We start from the raw sequence: 23,685 nt of genomic DNA on the forward strand, positions 1-23,685 counted from the left end.
CCTGCACGTCCCGCAAGCTATCGGTGATGACGCCGCACGGTCTATCCACCGGAACGCTTGCACACCCGCTCAAAGCGATCCCAATCGCCGCCAGCGGCATAACAGCGATTGACCTGGTCGCTCGCATCGTTGAAACGATCTTTGGCTGCATCGTTCGCCCTTTCGATCTTGGCGGCGGCGTCAATGGCGCCCTGGTTGATGAAGTGCTGGCGGAAGTAGAGGGCACCGGCCAACGCAGCGGCGATTGCTGCGATGGTCAACCAGCCGCGGCCGGGGATGACGCGGAACAGGGTGAGGGCGGTGGCGATCATATTGCTACCTCGCGATATTTCGCCTGCCGATAGGCGATGATGGCAAGGCCCGCGATCGCTGCGACGCTGCCGCCGGCGACCAGCAGGGCGAAGATGACATCGACCACGCCGCCATTGCCGGTAATCGGCTGCAATGCATCCTTGGCCGCGCCGATCGTGGCACTGGCCGTGCCGATCGTGGCCGCAATGGTACCCTTGCCGATGACGGTCGAGGAGACCCTGGCATCTGCTGGCGTGGCGGTCTCCAGGCCGATTGGCGGCGGAGGAATAGCGGTGGCGACTCCATTGGCCATAAGGAGAGCGGTTTCCCGCACATGGGTCGTGCGGGCGCTCCAGCCTTTGCCGAAGGTCGGCCAGGTCTTGAGGCCGCGCAGGAACCGCAGGCGCGCATCCTGTAGTTCGTCGATGAGGTCTGTCACCTCATGCCTGCGGATCGCCTCAAGCGTCTTCACGCCCAGAATGCCGTCGGCCTCGACGGCGAGAAGGCGCTGGAGCGTCTTCACGGCCTGGGCCGGGCCGGAATTCACGGCATAGTCGAACAAGGCATAGTCCAGGCCGGCCGGCAGTTCCCGATAGCGTAAGGGTTGCGCATACTGCCTGTCCAGGATCCCGGCCGCCTCCGCCAGCGTCAGACGCTTGACCTCGTCCGGCGTGGCTTTGCGGCCAAGCCGGCGCGCAGCGCCCAGGGTGGCTGCCGTAATCCCATATTTCGTGGCGCCACCCGGATCGCGCGGATGGTTCGCATAGCCGCCTTCGGAGCCAAAGACGAGCTTGATGGTTTGGGCGAGGGTGTCGCTCATGTGCTTGCTCCAAAAAAGAAAGGCACCCCAGACGGCGCCTGCGTTCAGTTCAGCGATAGAAATTCACTTGGTTGTCCCTGCCTCTGCGCTGTAAAGAGTTCTCTAGATTCCAAGGAGCTAGTAAGGCGTGGCAGAGGTTACGATTGGCATCCCGGTCTACAACGGACAGGACCAACTGGTGGAATGTCTGGATTGCCTGGTTAATCAGACTTTTTCGGATTTCGAGATACTGCTTTTCGACAACGCGTCGACGGACGAGACCGAGGCAATTGCAAAGCGTTTTGCTGCGCTTGACAGTCGTATTAGATATACCCGTAGGTCTGAGAATATAGGTGCCGTAAAGAATTTCATTACCCCGCTTGAGCAGGCGAAATCGCCATTTTTTATGTGGCGGGCACACGATGATGTCTCGTCACTCGACTATATTGAAAAACTCGTTGCGGCGCTGAAGCGAGCGCCTTCTGCTGCGCTGGCGACAGGAACAATTCAGTTCGAGCGCCCGAACGGACGGCCAACTAGGGACTACGTCCCGGCCATCCCAATCGAACGTGGGCTTTCAGCAATCCTGAAACTGATGTTTGGCTCGCACGCCGGATGGTATTATGGGATCTGGAGAACAAAAACCCTGCAATTTCTAATTGGTAGGGTCTGGACGGAATTTCCGTATGCCTGGGCCTCGGATCATCTGACTCTCTATTCTTTGCTTCTCGATCAGCAGGTCACCGCAGCGCCAGATACAAAATTTATACAGAGAGTGACTCCTAAGGCACACGGCCCTCGAACCGGTCAACGGCAGCCTATTCCGGAACTTTTGGAGCTACGACGTGAATTCCTGAAATGCTGTAACGCTATGGTCGATGAGCGCGCCTTCGATCCATTCACGAAACTGGCGATCAAGACCGCCAACCACTTCTATGTTGGCAAGAGGGTCTATCCGATGAAGAAGATCATAAAACGCACGCTGTTTCGCTATTGAACCTAGCGGGTACCCCTACAACGGTTACTCCTGGTGGCACGTCCTTGGTCACCACGGCACCTGCGCCAACAGTAGCATCGGGGCCGATTTTAATACGCGGCAGGATCGTAGCGCCAGCTCCGACGAACACGCCATCACCGACTTCGATCTGACCACATAGCGTTGCCCCAGGGCCGATGTGGACTCCGTTGCCGATGATGCAATCGTGGTCGATACTGGCACGGCTGTTGATGATCGAGCACGCACCTACTCGAACGCACGTTGCCACCACCGTTCCGATCAGAACTTGCGAACCCTCTGAGAGAACCGCATCAGACGCAACCATTGCGGTTGGGTGTACTAGCGAGGCGTGCTTGAGCCCGAGGGCATCGAGATCCCTCGCGATAGCTAGGCGATCCCGTCCGTAGCCGCCGCCAATCGCCAGGGCATAGCTGAGAGTGCCGGGCCCGTCGGATCGCCGAGCTAGCCATGTCTCAAGGCCCCCAATTCCGCGGAGAGTTTCAACGCCAGCAAAAGGAGGCGCGATTTCACGGTTGTCGATGACCGCAGTTACCGCAATGCCGAGATGGCTTAGCAACTCACGAAGTACACGGGCATGCCCGGTACCGCCCCACAAAACGATTTCGGTCATCGAATCTGTAAGTTCTCTGTTTCCTGAATACGATAACAGTGGTTATCCCCTTGCGCTAGTTGGAAATCGAGGCAATGGACTCGGAAGACTTGATAGCCCCCAACCGTGCCGAAGACCTATTCCGAGGCTGCAGGTATGACGGGATAGGTTTCGTCATCGATTGATGGCGTCTGGATGCCCTGCCACATTCGGCGCAAATGGGCAGGCTGGGTGTTTAACTGAGTGTCGATAGTGGCAGCTTGTCTCAGTAGCCCGCTGCCAGATATCTGCCTTGAAAATTATTGCGAGAATGGAGACGGCGGAGCATCTTCACGGTCATGTTCGGTGATGATGCTTCACCGACGAGGGAGGCCCTGTATCTGGAAGGGCCAACGGTCACCTTTTCAGGTGAAACTTCTAACGGAGCTGGAACCGCAAGTCTGTTTGAGGCAAGTTCGCCAGCACCCTACAGTTCATCAATGTAGAGTGATATAGGATATCATTGCGAGCATCACTGGCACAGGTTTGAAGAATATCAAAACCGAATGTGCATTATATAACTCCCTGATATGTGATGACGATAAGGCCGCTGCCGCCGTTGCCACCTGAGAACGTTCCGGCTGAGCGGGCGCCACCGCCGCCGCCGCCATAAACGCCACCATTTGCGCCAACGGCGTTGATTGGCGCATTGTATCCGCCAGCCCCACCACCAGAACCGTGAGTGGCGTCCCATTCAGCTCCATTACCGCCTGTACCAGGAGTCGAACCTGTCGCGCCGCCTACCCCGCCGAAACCTGCGTCACCTGACCCGCCCACACCGGACGCGCCGTTGTTACCTGCACCATTGACGCCAGCAGCGCCACCACCAGCGCCTGAATATGGGTTTGCGCCGCTAGAGCCACTACCACCGCTGTACTTAACTGTACCTAAACCAAGAGCTGCATCGCCACCCGAACCAGCCTGGGCGCTGTTTGCAGAGGCCCCGCCACCCATACCGCCCCTGGCCCCAACCGTTGATGCAGCGACCGTGGTTGCTCCGAAACAGGTATCGCCACCAGCACCGGCAATGTTACCTGACGACGTGGCAACTCCTCCTGTGCCCACGGAGAAATCTATAAGCGCACCAGCGGTTAGATTAAGGTTTTCGATACGAGAATAGGCCCCGCCCCCGCCCCCACCGCCATATGAGTTGCTGGCACGAGCGCCAGCGCCTCCTCCGCCAATACACTCAATCCTGCTGCCGTTCGACTGCCAGTCGTATGGAACTGTCCATGTACCTGCGCCTGGAGTGGCCAGATATACGCGCTTATTGACATAGGAACGTGGAACAATAGTTGCGAGACCCGGCAACATATCAAATCCCCCTGACAATGCCGGTGTAGACAAACTTGTTCGCCCCACGGCAGACGAAGCAAACGAGATCAGCGGCGCCAGCCGTCGTCGAGAGGGCGGGAGCGCCCCCCGCGCCGAAGGAGAAGTTCGCTCCCCATGACAGCGTGCGGTTGCCCGTGCTGTCCTGGGCTACCTCGATATTGAGCGGCCATCCCGGCTTGGCGTTGGTCGGGTTCGAGATGGTTCGGTTGCCAGCAATGGTGACTGTACGGTTTACGCCTCCGGCATGGTCGATGGCGATCGTCGCGCTATCGGCCAGAACTGCCCATCCCATTGCGGAAAGTACGACATCCATCGTCGGTATGAAGGCCGCGCCGGACTGGACGTTAGCCGTCGTTGCCAGCGTGGTTGTCCCGGTGCCGCCATTGGCAACCGGCAGAGTGCCGCTGACATGGGTTGTCAGGCCGACCTTGCCCCATGAAGGAGCGCTACCGATGCCACCGGAGCGCAGAACATTGCCGCCTGCCACACTGGCCAATGCGGCCAGAGTGGCGGCGCTATCGGCATAAATCAAATCACCGATCGTGTAGGAGACAGGAATGCCAGGTATCCGTTTGTTTTCGAGGATATACCAATCCCAACTGGCGGCATTGACCAGAATTGCTCCGTAGGGGGCGAGTGTGTAGGCTCCACCCGAGCTGGAAATGCCATCCCTGGTGTAGAGATAATTGCCGGATGCCGCTGTGATGGTGATCGCAACGTTGGTCGCATTGAAAATCGCATATTCGATCGACTTGGGAGACGCGCTGTTGTCCGGTAGATTGTAGGCAGTTCCGCCCTCAAGGCGAATAATGGAGTGCGTATCAGAGGGTGAAAATGTTGCGTTTGCTGAGTAGGTTTTCAGTCTTGGTCGAGTGTTGATTTCTCCCTGCACAAAAGCCGACGTAGCAATGCTGGTATCGTTACTGCCCGCCGCAGGCGTAGGAGCCGTTGGATTGCCGGTCAGAATGGGGCTGTTTTGCGGAACGATCGCACCATTGGCATTCAAATAAACAAAGAAGTCATAGAGATATTTAGTACTGGCCGCCTGGTCATCGCCGGGTAAGTTGACGCCTGCCGTGAGTGATTTGACCTTGGTGATCGTGCCCGAGAAATCTTGTGTCGCGGTCCAAGTCTGCGCAACATTGACCTTGGCCACATTGGCCGATTGAACACCGCCACCCTTGATCAGCTTTCCTGTGGTGCCGTCGAAAAGTACCACCTCGTTCGAGACGACCCCACCAGCGGGGCCGGCGACATCACCGCCAACAGCAGAGCCAACTGCCGTGACCTTTGGACGTAGCGGGTCGGTATTGTCGATCTCGATATTCAGGCCCGCCTGTAAGCCTTGTAGGGCGGTGTCTGCCTTGGCTCCCTGAGCTGCCGTGGCGAATGCCGTTGACGGCTGGAACGCTGCCGTGCCGAGGGACGAAATATTCGCTTTCAGATCCAGAGCAGCTTGTGTTGCATTGCTGACCGGTTTGTTGAGATCGGAGGTGTTGTCCACGTTTGCCAGACCGACGCTGGCCTTGTTCGCTTTGCTGTCGGTGTAGGTCTTCGCGCTGTTCAGTGTTGTCGCATCGGCTGCCGCCTGCGCCGCCGATACCGGCTTATTAGCGTCCGACGTGTTCTCGACATTGCCAAGGCCCACATCAGCCTTGGCGCCCGAGAAGGCCACAGCCGCCAGAGCGGAGGTATTCGCTTTCGCGTTGAGGGCAGTCTGCGTTGCCGTAGAAATCGGCTTGTTGAGGTCGCCGGTATTGTCGACGTTACCGAGGGCGACGTCGCTCTTGACCAGTGTCACGGCGCCGGTCTTGCCGGCAACAGAGGTCACGATATTGACCTGGGCACCTGGCTGGATGCCATCGAGCTTCGTCTTGTCTGCCGGAGACATCAAGCCTGCCGCCACCTGGCTGGCCAGAGCGCCCAAGTCAACGACTTGCTCCTTTAGGCGCTGGCCCCACATGGTGATACGGTCGAGTGCACGATTGATCGTATTTGCCGGCAAAGGGCCGCCGTCCTGCAGGTCGACTGATTGGGTGAGCGGCACGTCCCGGTAGATGATCAGTGTCGCGCCCGTTTCCGGCGCAGCCGTCATGGTTACATTGCCGCCGGCGGGAGAGCCGGCGCCGGTGACCACATAATCCACGCCGAGCGTTTTGATGGCAGTCGTCCCGTCTGCCGCCCGAACCTGCACCACCAGATCCGTGTTGACGGTAAAGGGGGGAGGGAAGGCGAAAGTGGTCGTGCTGCCGTCGCCCGCATAGGAACGGCGGTTGTCATAGCTTGGAATGGTCATGTGGGGCTCCGGCAAACGGAATGCTGCCTTCGAGGCGGGGCTTTGGGGGCGGAGGTGGAGTTGGGGAGCGCAAGAAGGGGAATACCTCTCGGCGAGAGGCGAAACCGGCGGGCCGATCCCCGGCACCGCTCCGTGCGGCCGATATTTGCGAAGCTCGGGCACGCCTAAGGTGGGATCAGGCGAGGCTCGCTGGCGCCCTGAGTGCGCAAGGCCGTGTTGCCATTGTCGTGTGCAGAGTCGTGAAACTCTGCCTTCCGATCGTTCGGGCGACGGCAGCCATCTATGGGGATGACGAGGTCGGCTTCGTTGGCGCGGTTAAGCTGTTTTTCCTAGCCGCCCCAGCCCGCCGAACAGGCTCCCGGTCGCATTGAGATAGCCGCCGGTCTGGGCATTCCGGCCGGCGATGTTGGCGAGCCTGGCCTGGTAGTTCAGGTTATTGGCCTGGTTCCTGGCGTTCCAGCGAATGGCGGCGACGTCGAGCGCGCCCTCGCTGGCGGTGGAGCCGATGACATCGGAAGGCGAGCCGTCGAGGTTGACGCCGGAGCCGCCTGTGAGTGCGGTTTGCGTGCCGATGGTGCTATCCACCTGGTCCTGCTTGCGGCCGGCCTGGTACTCGCCGGTCATCGTCTCGATCTGGGCCTGGCGGCGATAGGCCTCGGCCTGGGCGTCCGACTGGGCCTTGGCGGCGTTGCCTTGCTGGATGGCGCCGATAGCCGACAGGCCGGTGCCGGCGATCGAGGCCGCCGTGCCGAGGCCGATGCCGGATATGGCGGAGCCGGCGGCGGAGGCCGCGGAAGCCAGTCCGGCTCCAATGGCTGCAAAAAGCGGTGGGCACATGATCAGGGCTCCGGATCGGTGTTGAGGGTGATGGAACGGATCGTCGCCGGCAGCGGACCGTCGGCGGTCAGCACGAGTTCGCCCTTGTCGCCCCAGCTCGTTTGGGGGCGGGCGTCGTAAAAGCCGGTGACGAGCGGGGCTGCCGTGCCGAGATCATCGCTGGTATGGCGCGCTACGATCTCTTCGGCGGTGGCTTCGTCCCGGCCGATGCGCAATGAACCGGTGGCCAGGAAGTCGACCTTGGCCGAGACGATCTTCTTGCGCCGTCCCAGGCCTGACCCGTCACCGGCCGAAGCAGGCGAGGGCAGCAGGTGGGCGCGTGAGATGTAAGGCAGGCCGACGGTGATCGTGGTAGCCGGCCGACCTGAGGCGAGCGAGATGGCGCCGCCCGTGACGATCTGATCGGCCTCGCGCGCACCATCCGCCAGGATTCCGACGCGCCGGCCCTCGAGGTGGCCAAGACCGGTGATACTGGTGGCGGGGGGGCCGCGATATTGCAGGGCGCAGTCGAGATACCAGGCTTTTTCGGGCGTAGCGGTGGCTGCTTCGAAGGCGGCGGCCATGCGCTCGACATAGCGCCGGCTTACGCCGCCGATCGTGCGCCGGACGATCAGCCACACTTCGTTCCTGCCCTGGCCCGGCATCGTGGCGCAGCTCTCGACGAATCCCTCGCCGCCCATGAGATGGCGATGCATGCCCGCTATGGACTGGTCCTTTTCATAGGTCAGTCCGATCAGATCGCCCCTGCCGTTGGGCAGCCAAATCACGCTGTCGGGCTCCTGGGCGTAGGTAACTTCCACGATGCCGGAGGCGAAGAGATGATCCGAGAGTACCGAGATATCGGGTGTCGCATAGCCCACTCCGGTCTCACCCTGGACAAACTCCCGTAGCGCCTTGCCGAAGCTGGAAACGAAGATCGTCGAGTTCCCGACCTTGGCTGGCCGGATGGCCTGCGAGGCATGGGTCGAAGCCAGGGACTGACGGAAGTTGTTGGCCGAGAAGGGCAGGTTGGGGCTGTCGCGACCCATGGTGCGGGCGGCACCGGCGGTACCGATCAGGAGGTCCGGGCCCTCGGCAATCCACTGGATTTCGTTGACATCGGTAAGGGTGAAGGAAATCGCGTCATCGTCCTTCACCGGAACGGAAACGGAGAAATCCAGGAAGGAGCCGTAACCGCCGGTCTTAGTCGCCCAAATAGCGGAGGGCTGGGCATTGGAGCGAGCATAGACCTTGCGCTGTTCGAAGGTTGCGACGTGTGCTGGCCAGCCTGGCGTGTTCCCCCAGGCGCCGAGGCGCCATTGCAAGGTGCCTTGTGCGATTGGTAGCGGGGCGTCGTCAAGCTTAGCCTGCACGGCGGTCGGTGACATAATTGTAGTGACAACAAATGCGCTATAAACTGCGTTGCCACCTAAAAGTGCAATAATACGGCCAACGTCGCTTGTGGTGAAGCCGGCGCCGTTGTTAATGCCCGCGGTTGAACTGGCGGTAATTGTAATTGTGGGCGCGGTTGAAATGTCTTCAGTAAATGCTAATTCTCCTATGACAATGTATTGACCGCCATTATTGGTCGATATGTTAATTCTGTATCCAGTATAGGAGGTCGTGTTTGTAAATCGAAAATATCTTCTCTCACCGGCTGACCAGTTGCTTTGCCCATATTGACTATCAAGAACCGTCCAGTTGGTTCCATCATTGGATCCTTCGAAGGTCCATGACTTCGGCGCGCGGTCGGTGATCGGCAGGCCGGTTACGAGTGCAGTTGTCGTTTGAACGGAATAGCCTACGATGATGCGAGCGGAGGGGAAGGTATAGGAAAGCCAGCCCTGCGCTCCGGACCCACTGTTCCACAAAGTCCCTGCGTCACGGTCGAAGGCCTGCCATGGAGCACCCGCAACTGTAGCGTCAGCAGCAGCTGTGCCACTCGGTGCCGTATTGCTGGTCATCTTTGGGATTGGATTGCCGGTTCCGTTGGGGGTCAATGTGGTGGACGTGTCGTTGACGGGAAGGAATGGGCCGAACCGGAAATTGACCGCCTCAATCGTCCAGCTTGTGTCACTCTGACGCTTCACCCGCCGCGGCTGGTAGCTCTTGTGCGTGATATCCAGCACATCATTGGTCTGGTCGAAATCGAGCTGGAACAGGTCCGCATCGGCATAGGGATGGGCGATTTCCACGCTGCCGACCCGTCCGCCCAGCGTGTAGACCCGGAACGCCCCGGCGTTGAACACCAGCATGTAGGCTTGGCTCGCCGAGAAGATGAAGGGGATGAAGCGGGCCGGGCGGCTCGAATCCTTCACCTCCTGCACGAATTGCGTGCCCGGGCGGCGGGTGAGGCCCCCCTGGCGCATCACCATGAAGTTCTGGCATTCCTTCAGCCCGGTCTTGAAATGCTCGAGATCGGCGCGGCTGTGCAGCTTGGGGGACAACTCGCCGCGCGAGAAGACCGGCTTGAGTTCATGAGCACCCATCAGGAACGAGCCTCGATCCAAAAATCGTCTTCGGGGTCATCCGGCGTGCCTTCCAGGGCGTCGATCGCCTGTGCCTCGGAAAGGGCGGCCTGCGTCTTCTGCCCGAGGGACTCGGCATAGGAGGCCTTGCCGGTGATGAAATGCGCCGCCTTCTGCGCCAGGGCCAAGGCGAGCACGTCGGTGAATTGCTGGTCGAACAGGCCGGTATTCTCGACGCGCCTGACATAGCGCACGGGGCGCGGCGCCAGCTCATCAGCCAAGACCTGGCTGCCCTCGACCTTGTGTGGAATGGTCTTGGCGTTCTCGGTGCCATCCACGGTCAGCGGCATGACACGCAGGCAGTCCACCGGCAGGTCATAGGCATAGGTCCAGCCAAATGCCGGCGCGGTGGCCGAGGCCGGCAGCAGGGTGCGCGCTATGGCGAAGTTCCAGGGGTGGCGGCGCATCAAGCTCCAGGCCATCGGCCAGAAATTGCGCCGGAACCAGCGTGCCACGGCCGAATTGTCGTCGATGGAGGCCAACGGCGCCTCGTCGAGATAATCGAGCGCGAGATTGCAAATCTCGGTGATCGAGAGATTTACGGACATGAGGGCCTCCAGGCCGCGAAAAACGATCTCGTCGGGGCGGCGCGTCGATGAAGCATCGCGCGCCGCCCGGTCTGGTTTGAAGGCTCGGGCTTACCGGAAGGCGTTGGCCTGCTTGTATTCGGCGAGCCGGCGGCTCACGACCTCGATCGGCGTCGCCTCGTCGATCGCGGCGCCGGCATCGTCGACGAGCTTGGCCTTGACCGCCTCGGCGCGGAGGGCGGCATCGACGTCCTCGGCCTCCTTCCGCGCCTCGCGCTCATTGGCCTTGTCCGGGACGAGCTCGAGATGCTCGTCCTCCTCGCGGACCTTGCCGACGAGTTCCACCTCCTCGCCGGCCTCGATGATGCGGCCGTCGACATAGGCCTTGGCCTTGACGAGATAGCGCGCCATTTCAGAAGCCTCCGACATTCAGGCCGGAGGGATAGTTGACGATCGCCTCGCGGTCGGCGACGAGGCCCGCCGTCACCGTGCCGGCGGCGAAGGTGCCTGCCACGGTGTACTGCACGCCGAGATAGCGCTGGCGCTGGGCGTCGAGCGAGAGCGCCGGCACCTGCACGCGCAGCCATTCCGAGCCGGCGGTGAGGCTGGCGGCCGGGATCGCCGGCGTCTGCACGATGACGTTGGGGGACGACAGGTCCGCATTGGCCGAGGTGACATAGGCGAACTGCAGCGAGGTGCCGCCGGTGAGCGCGGTGTTGACGCGGATCACCAGTTCCAGGCTGTCTCCAGGGCCGGGATCGCGGGCCTGGGTGAGGTCGATGGTATTGGTCGAGACGGCGCTGGCGGTGATCGCCTGCTTGTCCGACAGCAGAAGTTGCTGGTCCAGGATCATGGACATGGCTCCGATGATGGGAAGGAAAGGAAAAGACGCGTGAAGCGCGGTAATCCCTCCCCGGTTTCGGGGAGGGTGGCCCGAAGGGCCTGGGGGGGAGCGTGGCGCCACTCTCCCCCTTCCGTCGCTGCCGTGCAGCGACACCTTCCCCGCAGCCGGGGGAGGATCTCGCGCCTCATTCTGGAAAGTCCGCGGATCTCAGACCACGCGGGCCTCGGTGTTGAGGAGCTGGTCGGTCAGCCGCACCGGGATGCCGCGGAACGAGAGGAAGGGCTGGCCCTGAGCGTCCGTCACGGTCTGGAAGGCGAGGGTGGATTTCTCCATGGCCTGGATGTCGCCCCAGGTCTTCACCGCCCGGTTCACATAGAAGGCGGGCTTGCCCATCTTGAGGGAGGGGATCTTGTTGATGGCGCGAACCATCAGCCGGTAGAGGTTGGGCGGCGTCGCCGACTGCAGGCCGCCGGCCGCCGTGGTGGTGTCGATATTGGCGATGCGCACGGCATAGCGCCAGTCGCGCACGGTCAGGCCGCATTTCCACTGATACTTGGTCTGGTAGGCCTGGTAGCGCCCGCCATTGGGGTCGAGGATCGGCGCCGAGGTGGTGACGTCCTGGTGGGTGAGGCCGGCCGTGGTGCCCTTGGGATAGATGCCGTGCAGGGTGTTCGGGCCCCACACCACCAGCCAGATCGAGGTGTTGGAGGCGCCGGTGCTGCCGGCATCTATGACGTTGACGCCGTTGCCGGCGGTGAGGCTGGAATAGCGCGGCGACAGGCCGGTGATGCGGTCGGGGTTGACGCCCACCGATTCATAGAACAGCGCCTGGGCGAATTGCTGGTTCATCGCCTCGATGAAGGCGGTGTCCTCGGTCAGGCGGAAGGCGGCGGTGTTGCCGTTGAGATCGGCGAGGTCCTTGTCGATCACCGAATAGGTTTCCAGCATGCCGCAGACATCGGTGATCTGGGCGGTGGTGCTCTTGGCCGGCGGCACGCCGTAATTGAGGCGGCGCCAGGTCGCCTGCGGCAGGCCGGTGCGGATCGTGGTCTTGTGCCCGGTGGGCAGGTTGCCCTCGATCCAGGGAATGTCCTGCAGGGGCTCGTTGAGCTGGGACAGGAGCTCGGCCACCACGGCGGGCTTGCCGTTGGGGTCGAGGCGCTTGGTGACATCCACCAGCGTGGGATAGGAATTGCCGATCACGGCCATGGTCTGCTTCCTTGAAAAAAGGTCTCACCGCCGGAACGGATCGACCGGATAAAGGGTCTCGGCTGCCGATCTCGACTGAGCCGCCACACCGCCGGTTGCGAACTGGTCTTCCGCGTAGAGCGCCCGGCCCGCCCGCGCCATGGCCTGGGCCAGAGCGGGGGAGAGCACATAGCCGTCGGGCGACAACAGGCCGTTCGACTTGAGCTCGCCGATCAACGCCTCGCCGCCGTTCTGGCGGATGAAGCGGTCGGCGAACTCGACATTCTGGCGGAAGGCCGGTGAATTCCTGTCGCCCCAGGCCTTGGTCAGGGCTGCCTGCGCGGCCTCGCCGCGCTCCACGATGGCCTGCACATAGGTCGATTGCTGGCCGGCCTGGTGCTGCACGAAGCGATCGTGGAGGGACTGGGCCTGCCTCGGCGTGAGGCCGGCTTCATGTGCCCAGCTCCGATAGGCGCTGGCGCTTTCGCTGTCATAGGCGAACCCCTCGGGCAGGCCCTGGGGCATGCGGAATTCATAGCCTTCGGCCGTCTCGGGCCGGCCGAGCCTAGCATGGAAGGCCTGCCATTCCTCGGGCCCGGCATCGGCGGCCGGCGGTGTGAGGGCCTTGGCCTTGAGTTCGTTGTATTCCGTCTGGAGCCGGTCGGCGTGGCGCGCCGATTCGACCAGGGGATCAAGCGCCTTGTAGCCTTTGCTTTCGACCCATTGCCGGCTTTCTGCATTGCGCAGGCCCGCAAGGAAGTCCGTCGCGCCGCCGGCCGGCGACCCGTCATTGGCCGGAGGAACGGTGGCGTCTGCCGAGGTTCCCGCCATGGCGGCCCCAGGGTTTGCCGGATCCATCATCAGATGATGCCCTCGTTGGAACTGGCGATGGCCTCGGTGCGCGCGGCTTGCACCAGCGCGGCCTTCTCCTCGTCAGTCAGGTTGAGAAAACGAAAAAGCCGCCCGAAGGCGGCTCGCTTGCCATCCGAAAACGCGCGGTCGTCGGCTGGGATGCCTTCCCCGTTCACCCGGTAGAAGCCGGTGTAGTCGGCGAGGTCGGCGAGGACGATCTGCACGTCCTCGTTCCTGATATCGAAGACGTTGTGATAGGCGAGCGCCAGCTTGAGCGCGGCCTCGCCGCCGCGGGCGCGCCGGAACAGCCGGGCGAGCGCCAGCCAGTTGATCGCAAGGGCGGCGCGCGCTGGGCCGCCGGAAGGATTGGGCATGCTGAGCGTCCGATGTGGGCAACAAAAAATCCCCCGCCGGAGGCGGGGGGAATGTTCAAGGATGAGGGATGGGGGCTTGCAGCTGCGCCCCCCGGAACCATTGCATGCGCCGGAAGCGGAATGGGTCTCGCGACAGGCTCGCATGTCGCCGTGATCGGCGTGCCGGGAGGGGGCCGTCAGCCTCCGGCGGGGCCGCGGATCGGTGCGTCACAGTGTTGCGGGATTGGGCGCGTCGGCTTCGGCGCAGCGTGATGTCGCGTGGTGTGGCGCTCTGCCGTTGTGCGGAGACAAGCGAGACACCAATTTTCGTCATGCCCGGCAATGACAAAGGCAGCTGCGAAGGCGTGCGCAGGGCACAAAAAAGCGCCCGAACCTTTCGGTCGGGCGCTTTTTCTCAGGGTCTTAATTTGCCATATCGGCTGGGCGGCGTCAACCCCATAGTCGGCAAAGAATATTCAATCCGCAGCGCAGATCGCCGAGTTCGGCGTGCTGGTCCTGCAAGATGCAAGTCTTGAGGGCCTTGAGATAACGCTTGCCCTCGGGGGCGTCGTTGAGGGCGGTGAACATGTCCTCGTAGCGCCGGCGCGCCTTGGCGATCGCCTCGGGATCGCCAGCCTCCTCGCCATGACTACCGCTGCCCAGCATCAGCATGTCGAGCGAGCGCGGGTTGGGCGAGGCAAAGCCCATGACCTTGGCGTAGCGGATGACGGCGACGCCGAAGCGGCAGCCCGCCTCATATTGCCGGGCATTGATTTCCTGCTGCAGGCTGAGGCGCCCGAACACAGAGCCGGCGAGCTGGCTGCGCGCGTCCCCGGGCCGGACGCCCATGCGAATACGGTTCCTTGTGGCCGTGGCGGTGATTTCGGCGACGCTCTCGCGCTGGAGCCGGCCCGAAGGTTCGCGTTGGCGGATCTTCAAGAAAGGAGAGGGGCGCATCTCAGGCGACCTCCTGGCTAGGGGAGAAAGGAAAAGGGTGCAGATCGCGGTGCAAGCCAGGCGCTCTGGAGTGGAATTACCGAGCCGGCTTATGATTGGGCGGGGCACTTTGAACCCGTTTCCAGTTTTTAGTGTTCGATCTGACCGGCACACATCTCGGCGGGCGAGCCGGTGGGAGAGAAGTCGAGGAAGCGCCAGCTGTCGAGAGGCAGCGCCTTCTCCGGCCGCAGGGCGTAGCTTTCCCAGCGCTTGTCGAAGCCGTGTTCGCGCCGGATATCGTTAAGATGCTGCAGGGTGGCCCGGCGATGCGCTTGCGCCTGGCGATCCTGCTCGGCCGTCTCCTCGCTCTCGCCTTGGGAAGGGCCGAGCTGGGCCAGGAGGGCTGTTACGGCACGATGGTTGCGGCCGAGGGCCTGGGCGATCTGGCGCAGATTGGCACCCTTGGCGCGCAGGGTACGTGCGGCTTCGAGCTGGTCCGCCGCGCGATAGTGCCGGGGCTTGGTGTTCGGCATCGCCATGTCGATCTCCGATGAAAGGGGGTAGGAAGGAGAGGGGCCGGAAGGACGGGTGCTCATCGCAGCCAGGCGGTGATGAGGCTGACGCTCGCGGCCAGGAACCCGCCGGAGAGGGCGCACAAAGCGAGGGCGAGGAGGCGGGAGCCGCCGTCACGATCGGCTTCTGGCCGTGCGTCGGGTGTGATGTCGTGGCGGGCGATGCCCGGATCGTCGGGCTGCTGCATGAGACGGCCTCCTTTTCCTGTCGTCAGGCAATGGGCGGTCACGGCACCGCGGGCTGCCTTCCGGATTGCCCGGGGGCTGCGCGGGGCGCGCAAAGCGTTTGCCTGATCTGTTTTTCCGCACGGCCTGCCGGGAGATGCCCGGCCCGAGATCATTGTCTTATGGCCTTGTAGATCCGGAACGGACCTGCAACGGCTATGGTGTTAATGTACCCATTATGGGTTCATTAAGCAAGGGGGGTGTTCCCGAAATTAATGCTAGCCAAGGTTCGATTTTTGGAGCATTGTTCCCGTATGGGGAACAATTTGAAGATATTACGCAACGCCAAGGGCCTGTCGCAGCAAGCGCTGGCCGAGGCAATGGGTACAACCAGAACCCAGCTCGTGAAGCTGGAGCGGGGCGAGCGGCGCCTGTCGGACATATGGATCGTGCGGGCCGCCGCGGCGCTGAAGGTCGATCCCGGCGATCTGATGTCGAACCGCCTGCAGCTCACTTCCTTCGATCCCGACGAGCACCAGCCCGACGGCTTCTTCGAGCCGGAAGCGCCCGAGCCGCTCGATCCCGATGCGCCGCCCCGCATTCCCGGCAACGGCATCGTCGAGGTCGATGCCCGTGCCGGCATGGGCGGCGGCGGGCAGGTGGCGCATGCCTATTACCGCGACGGAGACAAGATCGAGACGCGGGATGCGGTGAAGCCCGATCCCTGGGTGTTCCCGCCCTGGTTCCTGCGCGGCATCGGCGCCAAGCCGGGGGAGTTGCTGATCATCGAGGCCAAGGGCGATTCCATGCGCCCGACCATCGCGCCGGGAACACCGCTGATCATCGACACCCGCCACCGGATTCCCTCGCCCGACGGCATCTATGCCATCCGCGACCGCTGGGGCGACATCCAGGCCAAGCGTATCGAAACCTCCAAGATCCTCGGCGACAACGCCATCCGGGTGATCAGCGACAATGGAGGCCATGTCCAGATCGCCCGCAGCGAGGACGAGTTGCAGATCGTCGGCAAGGTCGTCGCCGGCTGGCATTTTTTCTGATTTGGTCTCGGCTTGGCTTGACAAAATGTACCCATATTGGGAACATTGTTTCCATGAGCTGCGGGGTTTGTCCGTGATGGGAGCTGTCAGCTATGTCCGACTATACCCTGGCCTTCGAGGAGCTTCATCTCGTCCAGATCGGCGGCCTGCTGGCCGGCCCCCTCGATGGCGCCGCTCACGTCTGCTTCGGTCTTTCCCGCACCGCAATGCGCTTCGACAGCGTGAAGCTCAATGTCTGGAACCGGCAGGAGCGCAAGGCATCCTTCGCGACGCTGCGGGAGGGCGATCCCTGGTTTGACGAAATCTGCAATGCCCTCATCGTCGATGCCGTCTATGGTGCCCTGATCGCCGAAGCCGTGGAAGGGCACTGGCGCCAGAAGCCGAGTGCCTATGATCGTGCCCGTGATCGCCGGGAAGCCGCGTGAAAGTGGCGCAAGCGGAACGAATACCGGGGGAGGTGATTTCCGATCGAACCGCCTATCGACTTTTCCAGAAAATGCGCCAGGAGTGGGCCTTCGTGTGAGGGGCGCGGCATGAAGCCCTTGCATCTGATCCTGAAGGGGGCACGCTCGGATGTATCGCTATCTGACCATTCGTCCGTCTTCCCTGGCAGGCCCACCGTCGGATACGCGATGGCTGGTCGCATTCCTGCAAACCTTGCCGGATTTGCAGCAAAAGCATCCGGTGTCGTTCGGCAATGCGCCCGGAAAGCCCTGGGTCGACGTGACTATCGTCAAGACCACCGGCTCCGGCGGGTGGGGCAGCAATGGAGCGTTCATTCCGTTGTTCGATCGCGTGGTGCTGGTCGGCACCGAAAGCCCGCCAAACTATGGCTGGTATTCGGCCCTTGCTGCGCAAATCGCGGAATTTCTCGGCTGGGAGGCGATAGAAGATGGTGAGGACAGGCTGATTTACCTGCATAGGGACTATCCGGAGTGGGTCCGCCAATCCTGCTGATACTATCGTCCGGGTATCGCTGCCGGCGGCAGCATGCCCGAACTAAGCGCCCACCGCGTCGAGCCGTGCCTTGAGGTCGGCAACCTGCTCTTCCAGGGTGCGCACGCGCTCCTCGAGCTCGGCGATGGCCGATGCTGCCGCGGGGCGCGGAGCAGGGGCGGCGATCATGGAGACCTCGACATCGCCCGACAGCAGATGGGCGAAACGGTCCTCGCGCTGGCCGGGCGCCCGCCCGATTTCCTTGACCAGCGGCGGCCGGGCGCTGGCGAGCAGGTCCAGTTCCTGCTTGAGGTCGTCGAGCGAGCCGAAGCTCGCCATGCGGTCGGTCCGGGTCTGCAATTCATTCAGGGTCTGGGGCCCGCGCAGCAGCATCACCGCCAGCAGGGCGGATTGCTGCTTGGTCAGGTTGAAGCGCTGGCCGGCGAGATGCTCGTAGCGCTCGACGCGCGAGCCGAAGGCGCGGCGCACCAGCCCCTGTTGTTCCAGCGTTGCCAGCGTGTGGCCGATCTCCCCCGCTTCCAGGGCCATGACCGGCTCGCGCGACGTCTTCTGGTTGGCCGCGGCCTGCAGCGTGTTCAGCGTCAGCGGATAGGTGTCGGGCGTCAGCAACTGCTTTTCGATCAGGCAGCCGAAGATGCGAGCTTCCATGGCATTGAGAAAGGGCGGTTCCTGGGACATGGGAAAAGCGGCCTGTTTGCGCAAGGGGGATCAGCTTCGAGTGCTAGCCGCTCACCGGCCATAACTCAACTGGCCGGTGAGCATTCCTTCTCCGGCTTGCCGGGGCGTGCGCCCTGATCCATACCGGTGGGCACAAGTCGGCAGCCTCTTCGATGGGAGCAATGCCGGCAGGGGAGGCGGCATGAACGGCAGGGATTTGAGCAGCAAGACGGCGCTCATCACGGGCATGACGGGCCAGGACGGCTATTACCTCGCCAGATTGCTGCTGGAGAAAGGCTATCAGGTGCACGGCATCAAACGGCCATCCTCCTCCTTCAACACGGCGCGGCTCGATGCGATCTATCAGGACCCGCATGTCGAGGGACGGCGCCTGCATATCCATTATGCCGACATGCAGGATGGGCAGAGCCTGGTACGGGTCGTCGATGCCGTTCAGCCCGACGAGATCTACAATCTGGCGGCGCAGAGTCATGTGCGCGTCAGCTTCGACATGCCGGAATATACCGCCGACATCGACGCCGTCGGGCCGCTGCGCCTGCTGCAGGCGATCCGCACCCTCAAGCTGGAAGGTCGCTGCCGCTTCTACCAGGCTTCCACCTCCGAGCTCTATGGCGGCCAGAGCGATCAGCTGCAGGACGAGAGTTCGCCCTTCAATCCGCGCAGCCCCTATGCCATCGCCAAACTCTATGCCCACTGGACCACGGTGAACCATCGCGAGGCCTATGGCATGCACGCCTCGAACGGCATCCTGTTCAACCATGAAAGCCCGGTGCGCGGCGAGACCTTCGTCAGCCGCAAGATCACCCGGGCTGTGGCGGCGATCGAGGCTGGCCGGCAAAACAGACTCTATCTCGGCAATCTCCAAGCCCGGCGCGACTGGGGCCATGCCCGCGACTATGTGGAGGGCATGTGGCGCATGCTGCAGCAGGACCAACCTGGTGACTATGTACTGGCGACGGGCAGGGCCCATTCGGTGCGCGATTTCGTCGAACGGGCCTTCGCCCATGTCGGCCGCTCGCTCGACTGGGTCGGCGAGGGGGTGGAGGAGAGGGGGCTCGAACGGGCCAGCGGACGCGAACTCGTCATCATCGACCCGCGTTACTTCCGGCCGACCGAGGTTGATTGTCTCATCGGCAATGCCGCCAAGGCGCACGCCGCACTGGGATGGCAACATTATACCTCCTTCGAGGCGCTTGTAGCGGAAATGATGACTGCCGACCTCCAGGCGATACGAGGCGGTATTGCGGCAGGATGAAGGCGAGGCCGACGTGCTATGCAGGCTTGTCTTCCTGGGCAATATACCAGGCATAGGTCTGGGCGAGGCCTTCCTCGAGCCCGATGCGCGGGCGCCAGCCAAGCGCGGCGATGCGTGAGGAATCCATCAGCTTGCGCGGCGTGCCGTCGGGCTTGCTGCGATCATGCATGGTGGCGCCGGCGTAGCCGACGACATGCTTCACCGCTTCCAGCAATTCCAGGATGGTGATGTCCTCGCCAGCCCCGATATTGATGGGCCTTTCATCGGAGTAGTCCCTGGCGAGGCGCACCAAAGCGTCGGCACAGTCGTCGACATGCAGGAATTCGCGCCGGGGCGTGCCGCTGCCCCAGATCTCGATGGCAGGGGCGTCGCGCAATTTGGCTTCGTGCACCCGCCGGATGAAGGCGGCGAGGACATGGCCCGACGCCAGGTCGAAATTGTCGTGCGGGCCGTAGAGATTGCAGGGCATGGCGGCGATGAAGTCGCAGCCATGCTGGCGCCGATAGGCTTGGACCAGCTTGAGGCCGGCGATCTTGGCGATTGCATACCACTCATTGGTCGGTTCGAGCGGGCCTGACAGTAACTGGTCCTCGCCGATCGGCTGGGCTGCATTGCGTGGATAGATACAGCTCGAGCCGAGCAGCACCAGTTTGCCTACGCCGGTGCGGGCGCCCGCATGCACGACATTGGTCTCGATGGCGAGATTGTCATAGAGGAAATCGGCCGGGAAGCTGGCATTGGCCAGGATGCCCCCCACCTTGGCGGCGGCGAGGAAGATCACTTCAGGGCGCATCCGCTCGATCCAGGCTTCGGTATCGGCCTGCCGCCGGAGGTCGAGTTCGGTCCGGTCCACCGTCAGCAAGGTGCAGTCCTCGCTTTGCAGCCGCCGCACCAGGGCGGCGCCGACCATGCCACGATGGCCGGCGACCCAGACGCGCTTGCCTTGCAGCGACATCATCGAGATCCCACTCCGGTTCGGTTGCCGTCGTTTCCTTTATAGCAGGCCTGCAAAAACAAAAACCCGGCACGAGGCCGGGCTTTCGTCGAAATCTGACGGAAGGATCAGAACTTGTAGCTGACGCCGGCCGTGGCCGTGGTCTGGTTCCAGCCGGCCTTGACGCGGCCATTGGCTGTTTCGTAGCCCTTCTTCTGGAAGTCGGAGTAGCGCACCTCGACGCGGCCGATCCAGTTCTGCGTGAATGCATATTCGGCGCCCAGGCCCACGGTCCAGCCGATATGGGTGTTGGTGTCGCTCGAGGCATAGGCGGTACGGAACTGGCCAACATCGGACAATTTGCCGTTGGCGAAGGCAACACCACCGGTGGCGTAGACCAGAAGATTGTCGAAGGCGTAGCCGGCGCGCAGGCGCAGCGAACCCTGCCACTCACTCTTCATACGCAGCACGCCTGTCACCTGGCCACCATTGTAGCTGTAGCGATGGCTGCCCTTGAGATCAGTATAGTCGATGTCGGCTTCCCCGCCGATGACGAACTGGTCGATCTGGTAGTTGTAGCCGGCATGGGCACCGCCGACGAAGCCGTTCATGTCGAACTTATCGGCGGCGACCCGAGCCTGAATGTTTGGGAACAGGCGGCTCTGGTTGTCGTCCTCGCGGCCCCAGCCATAGCCGGCATGCACGCCGACATAGGGGCCGGACCAATCATAGGGCGTATAGGCCGGAGCGACTGGCTCGACCGCCTGCGGTGCGAGGTCGGCAGCGCTGGCGGCGCCTGCAAACAGGGCCACTGCCATCACGGTCGATAGGAATACTGCCTTGAACATGGACGCCCCTCACTCCACCCGATGCCGCCAACGGCTGGCACCGAACCATCTGTCTGATTGAATCAATGAGAGAGCCGTGATTCCAAGTCAAAGACATTGCCGGGAATTGAGGTTGGCGGCCATATTTTCGCCATATGATGTGGCAGATCGGCAACAGTAACTGGGTACCGAGAGGGAATAGCCACTTTCTTGTCGTGGCCGGCCACCACTCAGACCAAAAAACGCAGCTTTTGCGGAGTGTTTGGTTGGAGGAGCAGGCCAGGCCTTCGATCAGAGTTTGTTCGACGCCAGTCTGGTAACCGGCGCTGCCCCGCGGCGCCCTTGCGAGGAAGACGGAAAGGCCTGTCTCGTTCCCTTTTACCGATCTTCTAGGCTTCTTTCTCTCCCAGTGTGGGGCGCACGCGCAGCCAGTGCAGCAGGAGGGCCACTCCGAGGAAGGCGGTTCCGCCGAGATCGGCCCAGGCGTCGGCCGCCAGCAGCAGGGCTCCGCCAATGGTGGCCAGGATCCGTTCGAGCGCACTGGCATGGCGCAGGGCATAACCGGTGGCGCCCATGGCGAGGCCGACGAGGGCGAGGCAGGAGGTGGCCGTGGTCAGCAGCACCTGCAGCCATTCGCCGAGATCGGCGGGCCAGCCGCCGCCAGGGGCGAGCATGAGCAGGCGCAGGCCGTCCGGTGTCAGGCAGAACATGAAGGGCACCAGAAAGGCCGGCAGCGTATATTTCCAGGCCTGGATCATGGTGCGGAAGGGGGTGCCGCCGGTGATTGCCGCGGCGGCGAAGGGGGCCAGTGCCGTGGGCGGGGAGACGTCTGCCAGCACGGCGTAGTAGAACATGAACATGTGGGCGGCTGGCTCCGGCACGCCGACGCCGGTGAGCGCCGGCACCAGCATCACCGCCGCGATGATATAGCTCGCCGTCACCGGCACGGCGGTGCCGAGGATCCACATGGCAATGGCGGCGAGGATGATCACCACCACCCGCTCGCCGCCGCCAAGCGTGACGATGATCGAGGAAATGGTGAGGCCAAGGCCGGTGAGATTGACCACGGAGACGATGATGCCGGCGCAGGCGCAGATCGAGGCGATGCCGAGCACCGAGCGCGAACCGTCGATCAGGGCCTCGATCATGCGCGTGGCGGCAGGATCGGGCGTGCGCCCGGCGCGCAACGCCAGCCACGCTTCAAGGCCGGAGGCGAGCGTGGCGGCTGCCATGCCCCAGAACACGCAGACCGAAATGCGCCCGTCGAAGAGATTGATCAGGCCGAGATTCGCCGACAGGCCGGATTTGCCGAAGCCATAGGCGGCGAGGCCGGCCACCACGCCGATGGCGAAGGCGCGCGGCGTCACCAGGCGGGAATGGCTGCGGATCATCGACAGGCCGAAGGCGATGGCGATCGACCAGAACACCGCCAGGAAGGAGGTGAAGCCGAGGATCAGGAAGACGGCGATCGCGCCGAGCGAGAGGAAATGATAGCCCTCGCTCACCGTCAATTGCCACAGCGAAGCGTCGGAGGTCTTCACCGGCGTAACCTTGAGGCGGCGGGCATCGGCCTCCGTCATCAGCCAGCAGGAGAGGTAATAGAGCAAGGTCGGGATGGTGGCGTAGATCAGGATGTCGAGATAATCGACATTGAGATATTCGGCGATGATGAAGGCGGCTGCCCCCAACGTCGGCGGCGACAGGGTAGCGCCGATGCCGGCGGCCGAGAGCATGCCGCCGGCGACGTTGGGCGTGTAGCCCGAGCGCCGCAGCATCGGCCAGGCGAGCGAGGCGATGGTCACCGTTGTGGCGACGCCGGAGCCTGACACGGTGCCGAGCAGGAAGCCCGAGGTCACCACGGCGCGGCCGGGCGCGGAGGGCGAGGGTGTCTTGCCGAACAGCGCGAAAGCCCAGTCGATGAAGAATTTGCCGGCCCCGCCGCGTTCCAGCACCGCGCCATAGATGGTGAACAGGATGATGAAGGTGGCAGCGACGTCGAGCGGCGTCGAGAACAGGCCCTCCAGCGTCAGGGCATTCTGGCCGATGATGCGCTGCAGGGAGAAGCCGCGGTGGTCGAAGGGCTCGGGGATATAGGGCCCGAAATAGCAATAGAACAGGAAGAGGATGGCGATAGCCGGCAGGATCCACCCGACGGTGCGGCGGGTCGCCTCCAGCACCAGAAGGATCAAGGCGCCGCCGAGCACCAGTTCCTCCGGCGTCGGGCGGGTGGGCCGGGCCTTGTAATCCTCGATGGTCAGGCAGAGCACCAGGGCCGTGCCGACGCAGAGCGCGACAAGGATCCAGTCGAGCACGCGGGTGGTGATCAGGAACCGGCTGCGCGTCGCCAACGGCATCAGGGCGAAGGTGAGGCTCACAACCACCAGTTGCAGCGCCGCCAGCAGGCTGCGGGCGAAGATGCCGCTCTGTAGCGCCAAGGCAAGGCAGGCGAGGGCGCCCATAAATCCGGCAAGCCATTCCTCGATCGAGGCGGCGCGCGGCGTGCGGTCGCGCACCAGCGGAAAGAGAGCGAAGACCAGAGCCAGCACAATGGCGAGGAAGCTGACGCGGTAGATCGTGGTGTTGACAGCGAACTGCGTCCAATAAAGCACATAGGCCGAGAGGCCGAACAGCGACAGGCCGGTCACCCGCCCGAGCCAGCCGGACAGATGCGCCGCCGGGCCGCCCTCATTGTCGGAGGCGAGCCGCTCGAATTCCTCTTCGGTCAGCTCGACCCTGGTTTCGGTTTCACGCATGCTGGTTGCTTTGTGATTGGGCGCGATGCCGGCGAAGCCTGCTCCTCGCTGAAGGGTCGAGGGTGATTAAAGGCT

Annotated in this window: 25 protein-coding genes; 5 read left to right on the top strand and 20 right to left on the bottom strand. The window is 62.9% G+C overall.

Annotated features, from left to right (window positions below; all coding sequences use genetic code 11):
- Positions 1-41 precede the first annotated feature (41 nt).
- Both U1R88_RS26595 and U1R88_RS26600 read right to left on the bottom strand, forming a co-directional pair.
- Positions 42-311 carry a hypothetical protein gene (locus tag U1R88_RS26595; protein ID WP_322433970.1) on the bottom strand — a complete coding sequence of 90 codons (270 nt, stop codon included), beginning with the start codon at positions 309-311 and terminating at the stop codon, positions 42-44.
- On the bottom strand, positions 308-1,111 hold the full coding sequence (locus U1R88_RS26600) for a glycoside hydrolase family 108 protein (protein WP_322433971.1): 804 nt from the start codon (positions 1,109-1,111) through the stop codon (positions 308-310). Before U1R88_RS26600 ends, U1R88_RS26595 begins: the two co-directional genes overlap by 4 nt.
- A 127-nt stretch (positions 1,112-1,238) precedes the next feature.
- Between U1R88_RS26600 and U1R88_RS26605 the strand changes: the two genes are divergently transcribed.
- Positions 1,239-2,087 (top strand): glycosyltransferase family 2 protein, encoded by an 849-nt coding sequence (locus U1R88_RS26605; RefSeq protein WP_322433972.1) that lies wholly within the window; start codon positions 1,239-1,241, stop codon positions 2,085-2,087.
- Here U1R88_RS26605 and U1R88_RS26610 read toward each other — a convergent pair.
- From U1R88_RS26610 to U1R88_RS26670, 14 genes are all read right to left on the bottom strand, one after another.
- Positions 2,059-2,718 carry a NeuD/PglB/VioB family sugar acetyltransferase gene (locus tag U1R88_RS26610; RefSeq protein ID WP_322433973.1) on the bottom strand — a complete coding sequence of 220 codons (660 nt, stop codon included), beginning with the start codon at positions 2,716-2,718 and terminating at the stop codon, positions 2,059-2,061. The genes U1R88_RS26605 and U1R88_RS26610 overlap by 29 nt on opposite strands.
- Before the next feature lie 531 nt (positions 2,719-3,249).
- On the bottom strand, positions 3,250-4,050 hold the full coding sequence (locus U1R88_RS35720; RefSeq protein WP_425545486.1) for a glycine-rich domain-containing protein: 801 nt from the start codon (positions 4,048-4,050) through the stop codon (positions 3,250-3,252).
- A 1-nt stretch (position 4,051) separates the two neighbouring features.
- Positions 4,052-6,367: a hypothetical protein gene (locus tag U1R88_RS26615; RefSeq protein WP_322433974.1), complete on the bottom strand. Its 2,316-nt coding sequence runs from the start codon at positions 6,365-6,367 to the stop codon at positions 4,052-4,054.
- A 315-nt stretch (positions 6,368-6,682) separates the two neighbouring features.
- Positions 6,683-7,204: a hypothetical protein gene (locus U1R88_RS26620; RefSeq protein WP_068298072.1), complete on the bottom strand. Its 522-nt coding sequence runs from the start codon at positions 7,202-7,204 to the stop codon at positions 6,683-6,685.
- Positions 7,205-7,206: 2 nt separating this feature from the next.
- Positions 7,207-9,672, bottom strand: coding sequence for a phage tail protein (locus U1R88_RS26625; protein ID WP_322433975.1), 2,466 nt, complete (start codon positions 9,670-9,672; stop codon positions 7,207-7,209).
- On the bottom strand, positions 9,672-10,259 hold the full coding sequence (locus U1R88_RS26630; protein WP_322433976.1) for a phage connector family protein: 588 nt from the start codon (positions 10,257-10,259) through the stop codon (positions 9,672-9,674). The genes U1R88_RS26625 and U1R88_RS26630 overlap by 1 nt, the downstream gene beginning before the upstream one ends.
- A gap of 90 nt (positions 10,260-10,349) precedes the next feature.
- Positions 10,350-10,649, bottom strand: a complete 300-nt coding sequence (locus tag U1R88_RS26635; protein ID WP_322433977.1) for a hypothetical protein — start codon at positions 10,647-10,649, stop codon at positions 10,350-10,352.
- Position 10,650: 1 nt separating this feature from the next.
- Positions 10,651-11,091 (bottom strand): Bbp16 family capsid cement protein, encoded by a 441-nt coding sequence (locus tag U1R88_RS26640; RefSeq protein WP_068298086.1) that lies wholly within the window; start codon positions 11,089-11,091, stop codon positions 10,651-10,653.
- A gap of 198 nt (positions 11,092-11,289) precedes the next feature.
- A complete protein-coding gene (locus U1R88_RS26645; protein ID WP_068298090.1) occupies positions 11,290-12,291 on the bottom strand; it encodes a major capsid protein in 1,002 nt (333 codons plus the stop codon).
- 24 nt (positions 12,292-12,315) lie between these two features.
- Complete coding sequence (locus U1R88_RS26650) at positions 12,316-13,131, bottom strand: hypothetical protein (RefSeq protein ID WP_322433978.1); 816 nt, start codon at positions 13,129-13,131, stop codon at positions 12,316-12,318.
- Positions 13,131-13,496: a Bbp19 family protein gene (locus tag U1R88_RS26655; RefSeq protein ID WP_322433979.1), complete on the bottom strand. Its 366-nt coding sequence runs from the start codon at positions 13,494-13,496 to the stop codon at positions 13,131-13,133. The genes U1R88_RS26650 and U1R88_RS26655 overlap by 1 nt, the downstream gene beginning before the upstream one ends.
- A 429-nt stretch (positions 13,497-13,925) precedes the next feature.
- On the bottom strand, positions 13,926-14,432 hold the full coding sequence (locus U1R88_RS26660; protein WP_322433980.1) for a hypothetical protein: 507 nt from the start codon (positions 14,430-14,432) through the stop codon (positions 13,926-13,928).
- A gap of 128 nt (positions 14,433-14,560) precedes the next feature.
- Positions 14,561-14,950 (bottom strand): hypothetical protein, encoded by a 390-nt coding sequence (locus U1R88_RS26665; RefSeq protein WP_322433981.1) that lies wholly within the window; start codon positions 14,948-14,950, stop codon positions 14,561-14,563.
- Positions 14,951-15,003: 53 nt separating this feature from the next.
- Entirely contained in the window at positions 15,004-15,171 is a 168-nt protein-coding gene (locus U1R88_RS26670) for a hypothetical protein (protein ID WP_322433982.1), read from the bottom strand.
- Between the two features lie 303 nt (positions 15,172-15,474).
- Between U1R88_RS26670 and U1R88_RS26675 the strand changes: the two genes are divergently transcribed.
- The 3 genes from U1R88_RS26675 (at position 15,475) to U1R88_RS26685 (ending at position 17,163) form a co-directional block, all read left to right on the top strand.
- Positions 15,475-16,206, top strand: a complete 732-nt coding sequence (locus U1R88_RS26675; protein WP_322433983.1) for an XRE family transcriptional regulator — start codon at positions 15,475-15,477, stop codon at positions 16,204-16,206.
- A gap of 92 nt (positions 16,207-16,298) precedes the next feature.
- The gene (locus tag U1R88_RS26680) at positions 16,299-16,631 is read left to right on the top strand and encodes a hypothetical protein (RefSeq protein ID WP_322433984.1); all 333 of its coding nucleotides are present in this window, start codon (positions 16,299-16,301) and stop codon (positions 16,629-16,631) included.
- A 148-nt stretch (positions 16,632-16,779) separates the two neighbouring features.
- Entirely contained in the window at positions 16,780-17,163 is a 384-nt protein-coding gene (locus U1R88_RS26685) for a hypothetical protein (protein WP_322433985.1), read from the top strand.
- Positions 17,164-17,205: 42 nt separating this feature from the next.
- Here the strand turns inward: U1R88_RS26685 and U1R88_RS26690 are convergent, their stop codons facing one another.
- Positions 17,206-17,841: a YceH family protein gene (locus U1R88_RS26690; RefSeq protein WP_322433986.1), complete on the bottom strand. Its 636-nt coding sequence runs from the start codon at positions 17,839-17,841 to the stop codon at positions 17,206-17,208.
- Positions 17,842-18,022: 181 nt separating this feature from the next.
- On the opposite strand from U1R88_RS26690, the gene gmd reads away from it, so the two are divergent.
- Complete coding sequence (gene gmd, locus U1R88_RS26695) at positions 18,023-19,096, top strand: GDP-mannose 4,6-dehydratase (RefSeq protein ID WP_322433987.1); 1,074 nt, start codon at positions 18,023-18,025, stop codon at positions 19,094-19,096.
- A gap of 16 nt (positions 19,097-19,112) precedes the next feature.
- Here the strand turns inward: gmd and U1R88_RS26700 are convergent, their stop codons facing one another.
- The 3 genes from U1R88_RS26700 to U1R88_RS26710 all read right to left on the bottom strand — a co-directional run bounded on the left by U1R88_RS26700 (position 19,113) and on the right by U1R88_RS26710 (position 23,610).
- Positions 19,113-20,054 carry a GDP-L-fucose synthase family protein gene (locus U1R88_RS26700; protein ID WP_322433988.1) on the bottom strand — a complete coding sequence of 314 codons (942 nt, stop codon included), beginning with the start codon at positions 20,052-20,054 and terminating at the stop codon, positions 19,113-19,115.
- Positions 20,055-20,158: 104 nt separating this feature from the next.
- The gene (locus U1R88_RS26705) at positions 20,159-20,878 is read right to left on the bottom strand and encodes an outer membrane protein (protein WP_322433989.1); all 720 of its coding nucleotides are present in this window, start codon (positions 20,876-20,878) and stop codon (positions 20,159-20,161) included.
- A 368-nt stretch (positions 20,879-21,246) separates the two neighbouring features.
- The gene (locus U1R88_RS26710; RefSeq protein ID WP_322433990.1) at positions 21,247-23,610 is read right to left on the bottom strand and encodes a TRAP transporter permease; all 2,364 of its coding nucleotides are present in this window, start codon (positions 23,608-23,610) and stop codon (positions 21,247-21,249) included.
- Positions 23,611-23,685 lie beyond the last annotated feature (75 nt).

Origin of the sequence: Labrys sedimenti (assembly GCF_034424805.1) — a bacterium.
GTDB classification, from domain to species: domain Bacteria; phylum Pseudomonadota; class Alphaproteobacteria; order Rhizobiales; family Labraceae; genus Labrys; species Labrys sedimenti.

Bases quoted from the DNA above. Each gene is read 5' to 3' on its own strand.
- U1R88_RS26595 (WP_322433970.1), bottom strand. From the start codon at position 311: ATGATCGCCACCGCCCTCACCCTGTTCCGCGTCATCCCCGGCCGCGGC.
- U1R88_RS26600 (WP_322433971.1), bottom strand. From the start codon at position 1,111: ATGAGCGACACCCTCGCCCAAACCATCAAGCTCGTCTTTGGCTCCGAA.
- U1R88_RS26610 (WP_322433973.1), bottom strand. From the start codon at position 2,718: ATGACCGAAATCGTTTTGTGGGGCGGTACCGGGCATGCCCGTGTACTT.
- U1R88_RS35720 (WP_425545486.1), bottom strand. From the start codon at position 4,050: ATGTTGCCGGGTCTCGCAACTATTGTTCCACGTTCCTATGTCAATAAG.
- U1R88_RS26615 (WP_322433974.1), bottom strand. From the start codon at position 6,367: ATGACCATTCCAAGCTATGACAACCGCCGTTCCTATGCGGGCGACGGC.
- U1R88_RS26620 (WP_068298072.1), bottom strand. From the start codon at position 7,204: ATGTGCCCACCGCTTTTTGCAGCCATTGGAGCCGGACTGGCTTCCGCG.
- U1R88_RS26625 (WP_322433975.1), bottom strand. From the start codon at position 9,672: ATGGGTGCTCATGAACTCAAGCCGGTCTTCTCGCGCGGCGAGTTGTCC.
- U1R88_RS26630 (WP_322433976.1), bottom strand. From the start codon at position 10,259: ATGTCCGTAAATCTCTCGATCACCGAGATTTGCAATCTCGCGCTCGAT.
- U1R88_RS26635 (WP_322433977.1), bottom strand. From the start codon at position 10,649: ATGGCGCGCTATCTCGTCAAGGCCAAGGCCTATGTCGACGGCCGCATC.
- U1R88_RS26640 (WP_068298086.1), bottom strand. From the start codon at position 11,091: ATGATCCTGGACCAGCAACTTCTGCTGTCGGACAAGCAGGCGATCACC.
- U1R88_RS26645 (WP_068298090.1), bottom strand. From the start codon at position 12,291: ATGGCCGTGATCGGCAATTCCTATCCCACGCTGGTGGATGTCACCAAG.
- U1R88_RS26650 (WP_322433978.1), bottom strand. From the start codon at position 13,131: ATGATGGATCCGGCAAACCCTGGGGCCGCCATGGCGGGAACCTCGGCA.
- U1R88_RS26655 (WP_322433979.1), bottom strand. From the start codon at position 13,496: ATGCCCAATCCTTCCGGCGGCCCAGCGCGCGCCGCCCTTGCGATCAAC.
- U1R88_RS26660 (WP_322433980.1), bottom strand. From the start codon at position 14,432: ATGCGCCCCTCTCCTTTCTTGAAGATCCGCCAACGCGAACCTTCGGGC.
- U1R88_RS26665 (WP_322433981.1), bottom strand. From the start codon at position 14,950: ATGGCGATGCCGAACACCAAGCCCCGGCACTATCGCGCGGCGGACCAG.
- U1R88_RS26670 (WP_322433982.1), bottom strand. From the start codon at position 15,171: ATGCAGCAGCCCGACGATCCGGGCATCGCCCGCCACGACATCACACCC.
- U1R88_RS26680 (WP_322433984.1), top strand. From the start codon at position 16,299: ATGTCCGACTATACCCTGGCCTTCGAGGAGCTTCATCTCGTCCAGATC.
- U1R88_RS26685 (WP_322433985.1), top strand. From the start codon at position 16,780: ATGTATCGCTATCTGACCATTCGTCCGTCTTCCCTGGCAGGCCCACCG.
- U1R88_RS26690 (WP_322433986.1), bottom strand. From the start codon at position 17,841: ATGTCCCAGGAACCGCCCTTTCTCAATGCCATGGAAGCTCGCATCTTC.
- gmd (WP_322433987.1), top strand. From the start codon at position 18,023: ATGAACGGCAGGGATTTGAGCAGCAAGACGGCGCTCATCACGGGCATG.
- U1R88_RS26700 (WP_322433988.1), bottom strand. From the start codon at position 20,054: ATGATGTCGCTGCAAGGCAAGCGCGTCTGGGTCGCCGGCCATCGTGGC.
- U1R88_RS26705 (WP_322433989.1), bottom strand. From the start codon at position 20,878: ATGTTCAAGGCAGTATTCCTATCGACCGTGATGGCAGTGGCCCTGTTT.
- U1R88_RS26710 (WP_322433990.1), bottom strand. From the start codon at position 23,610: ATGCGTGAAACCGAAACCAGGGTCGAGCTGACCGAAGAGGAATTCGAG.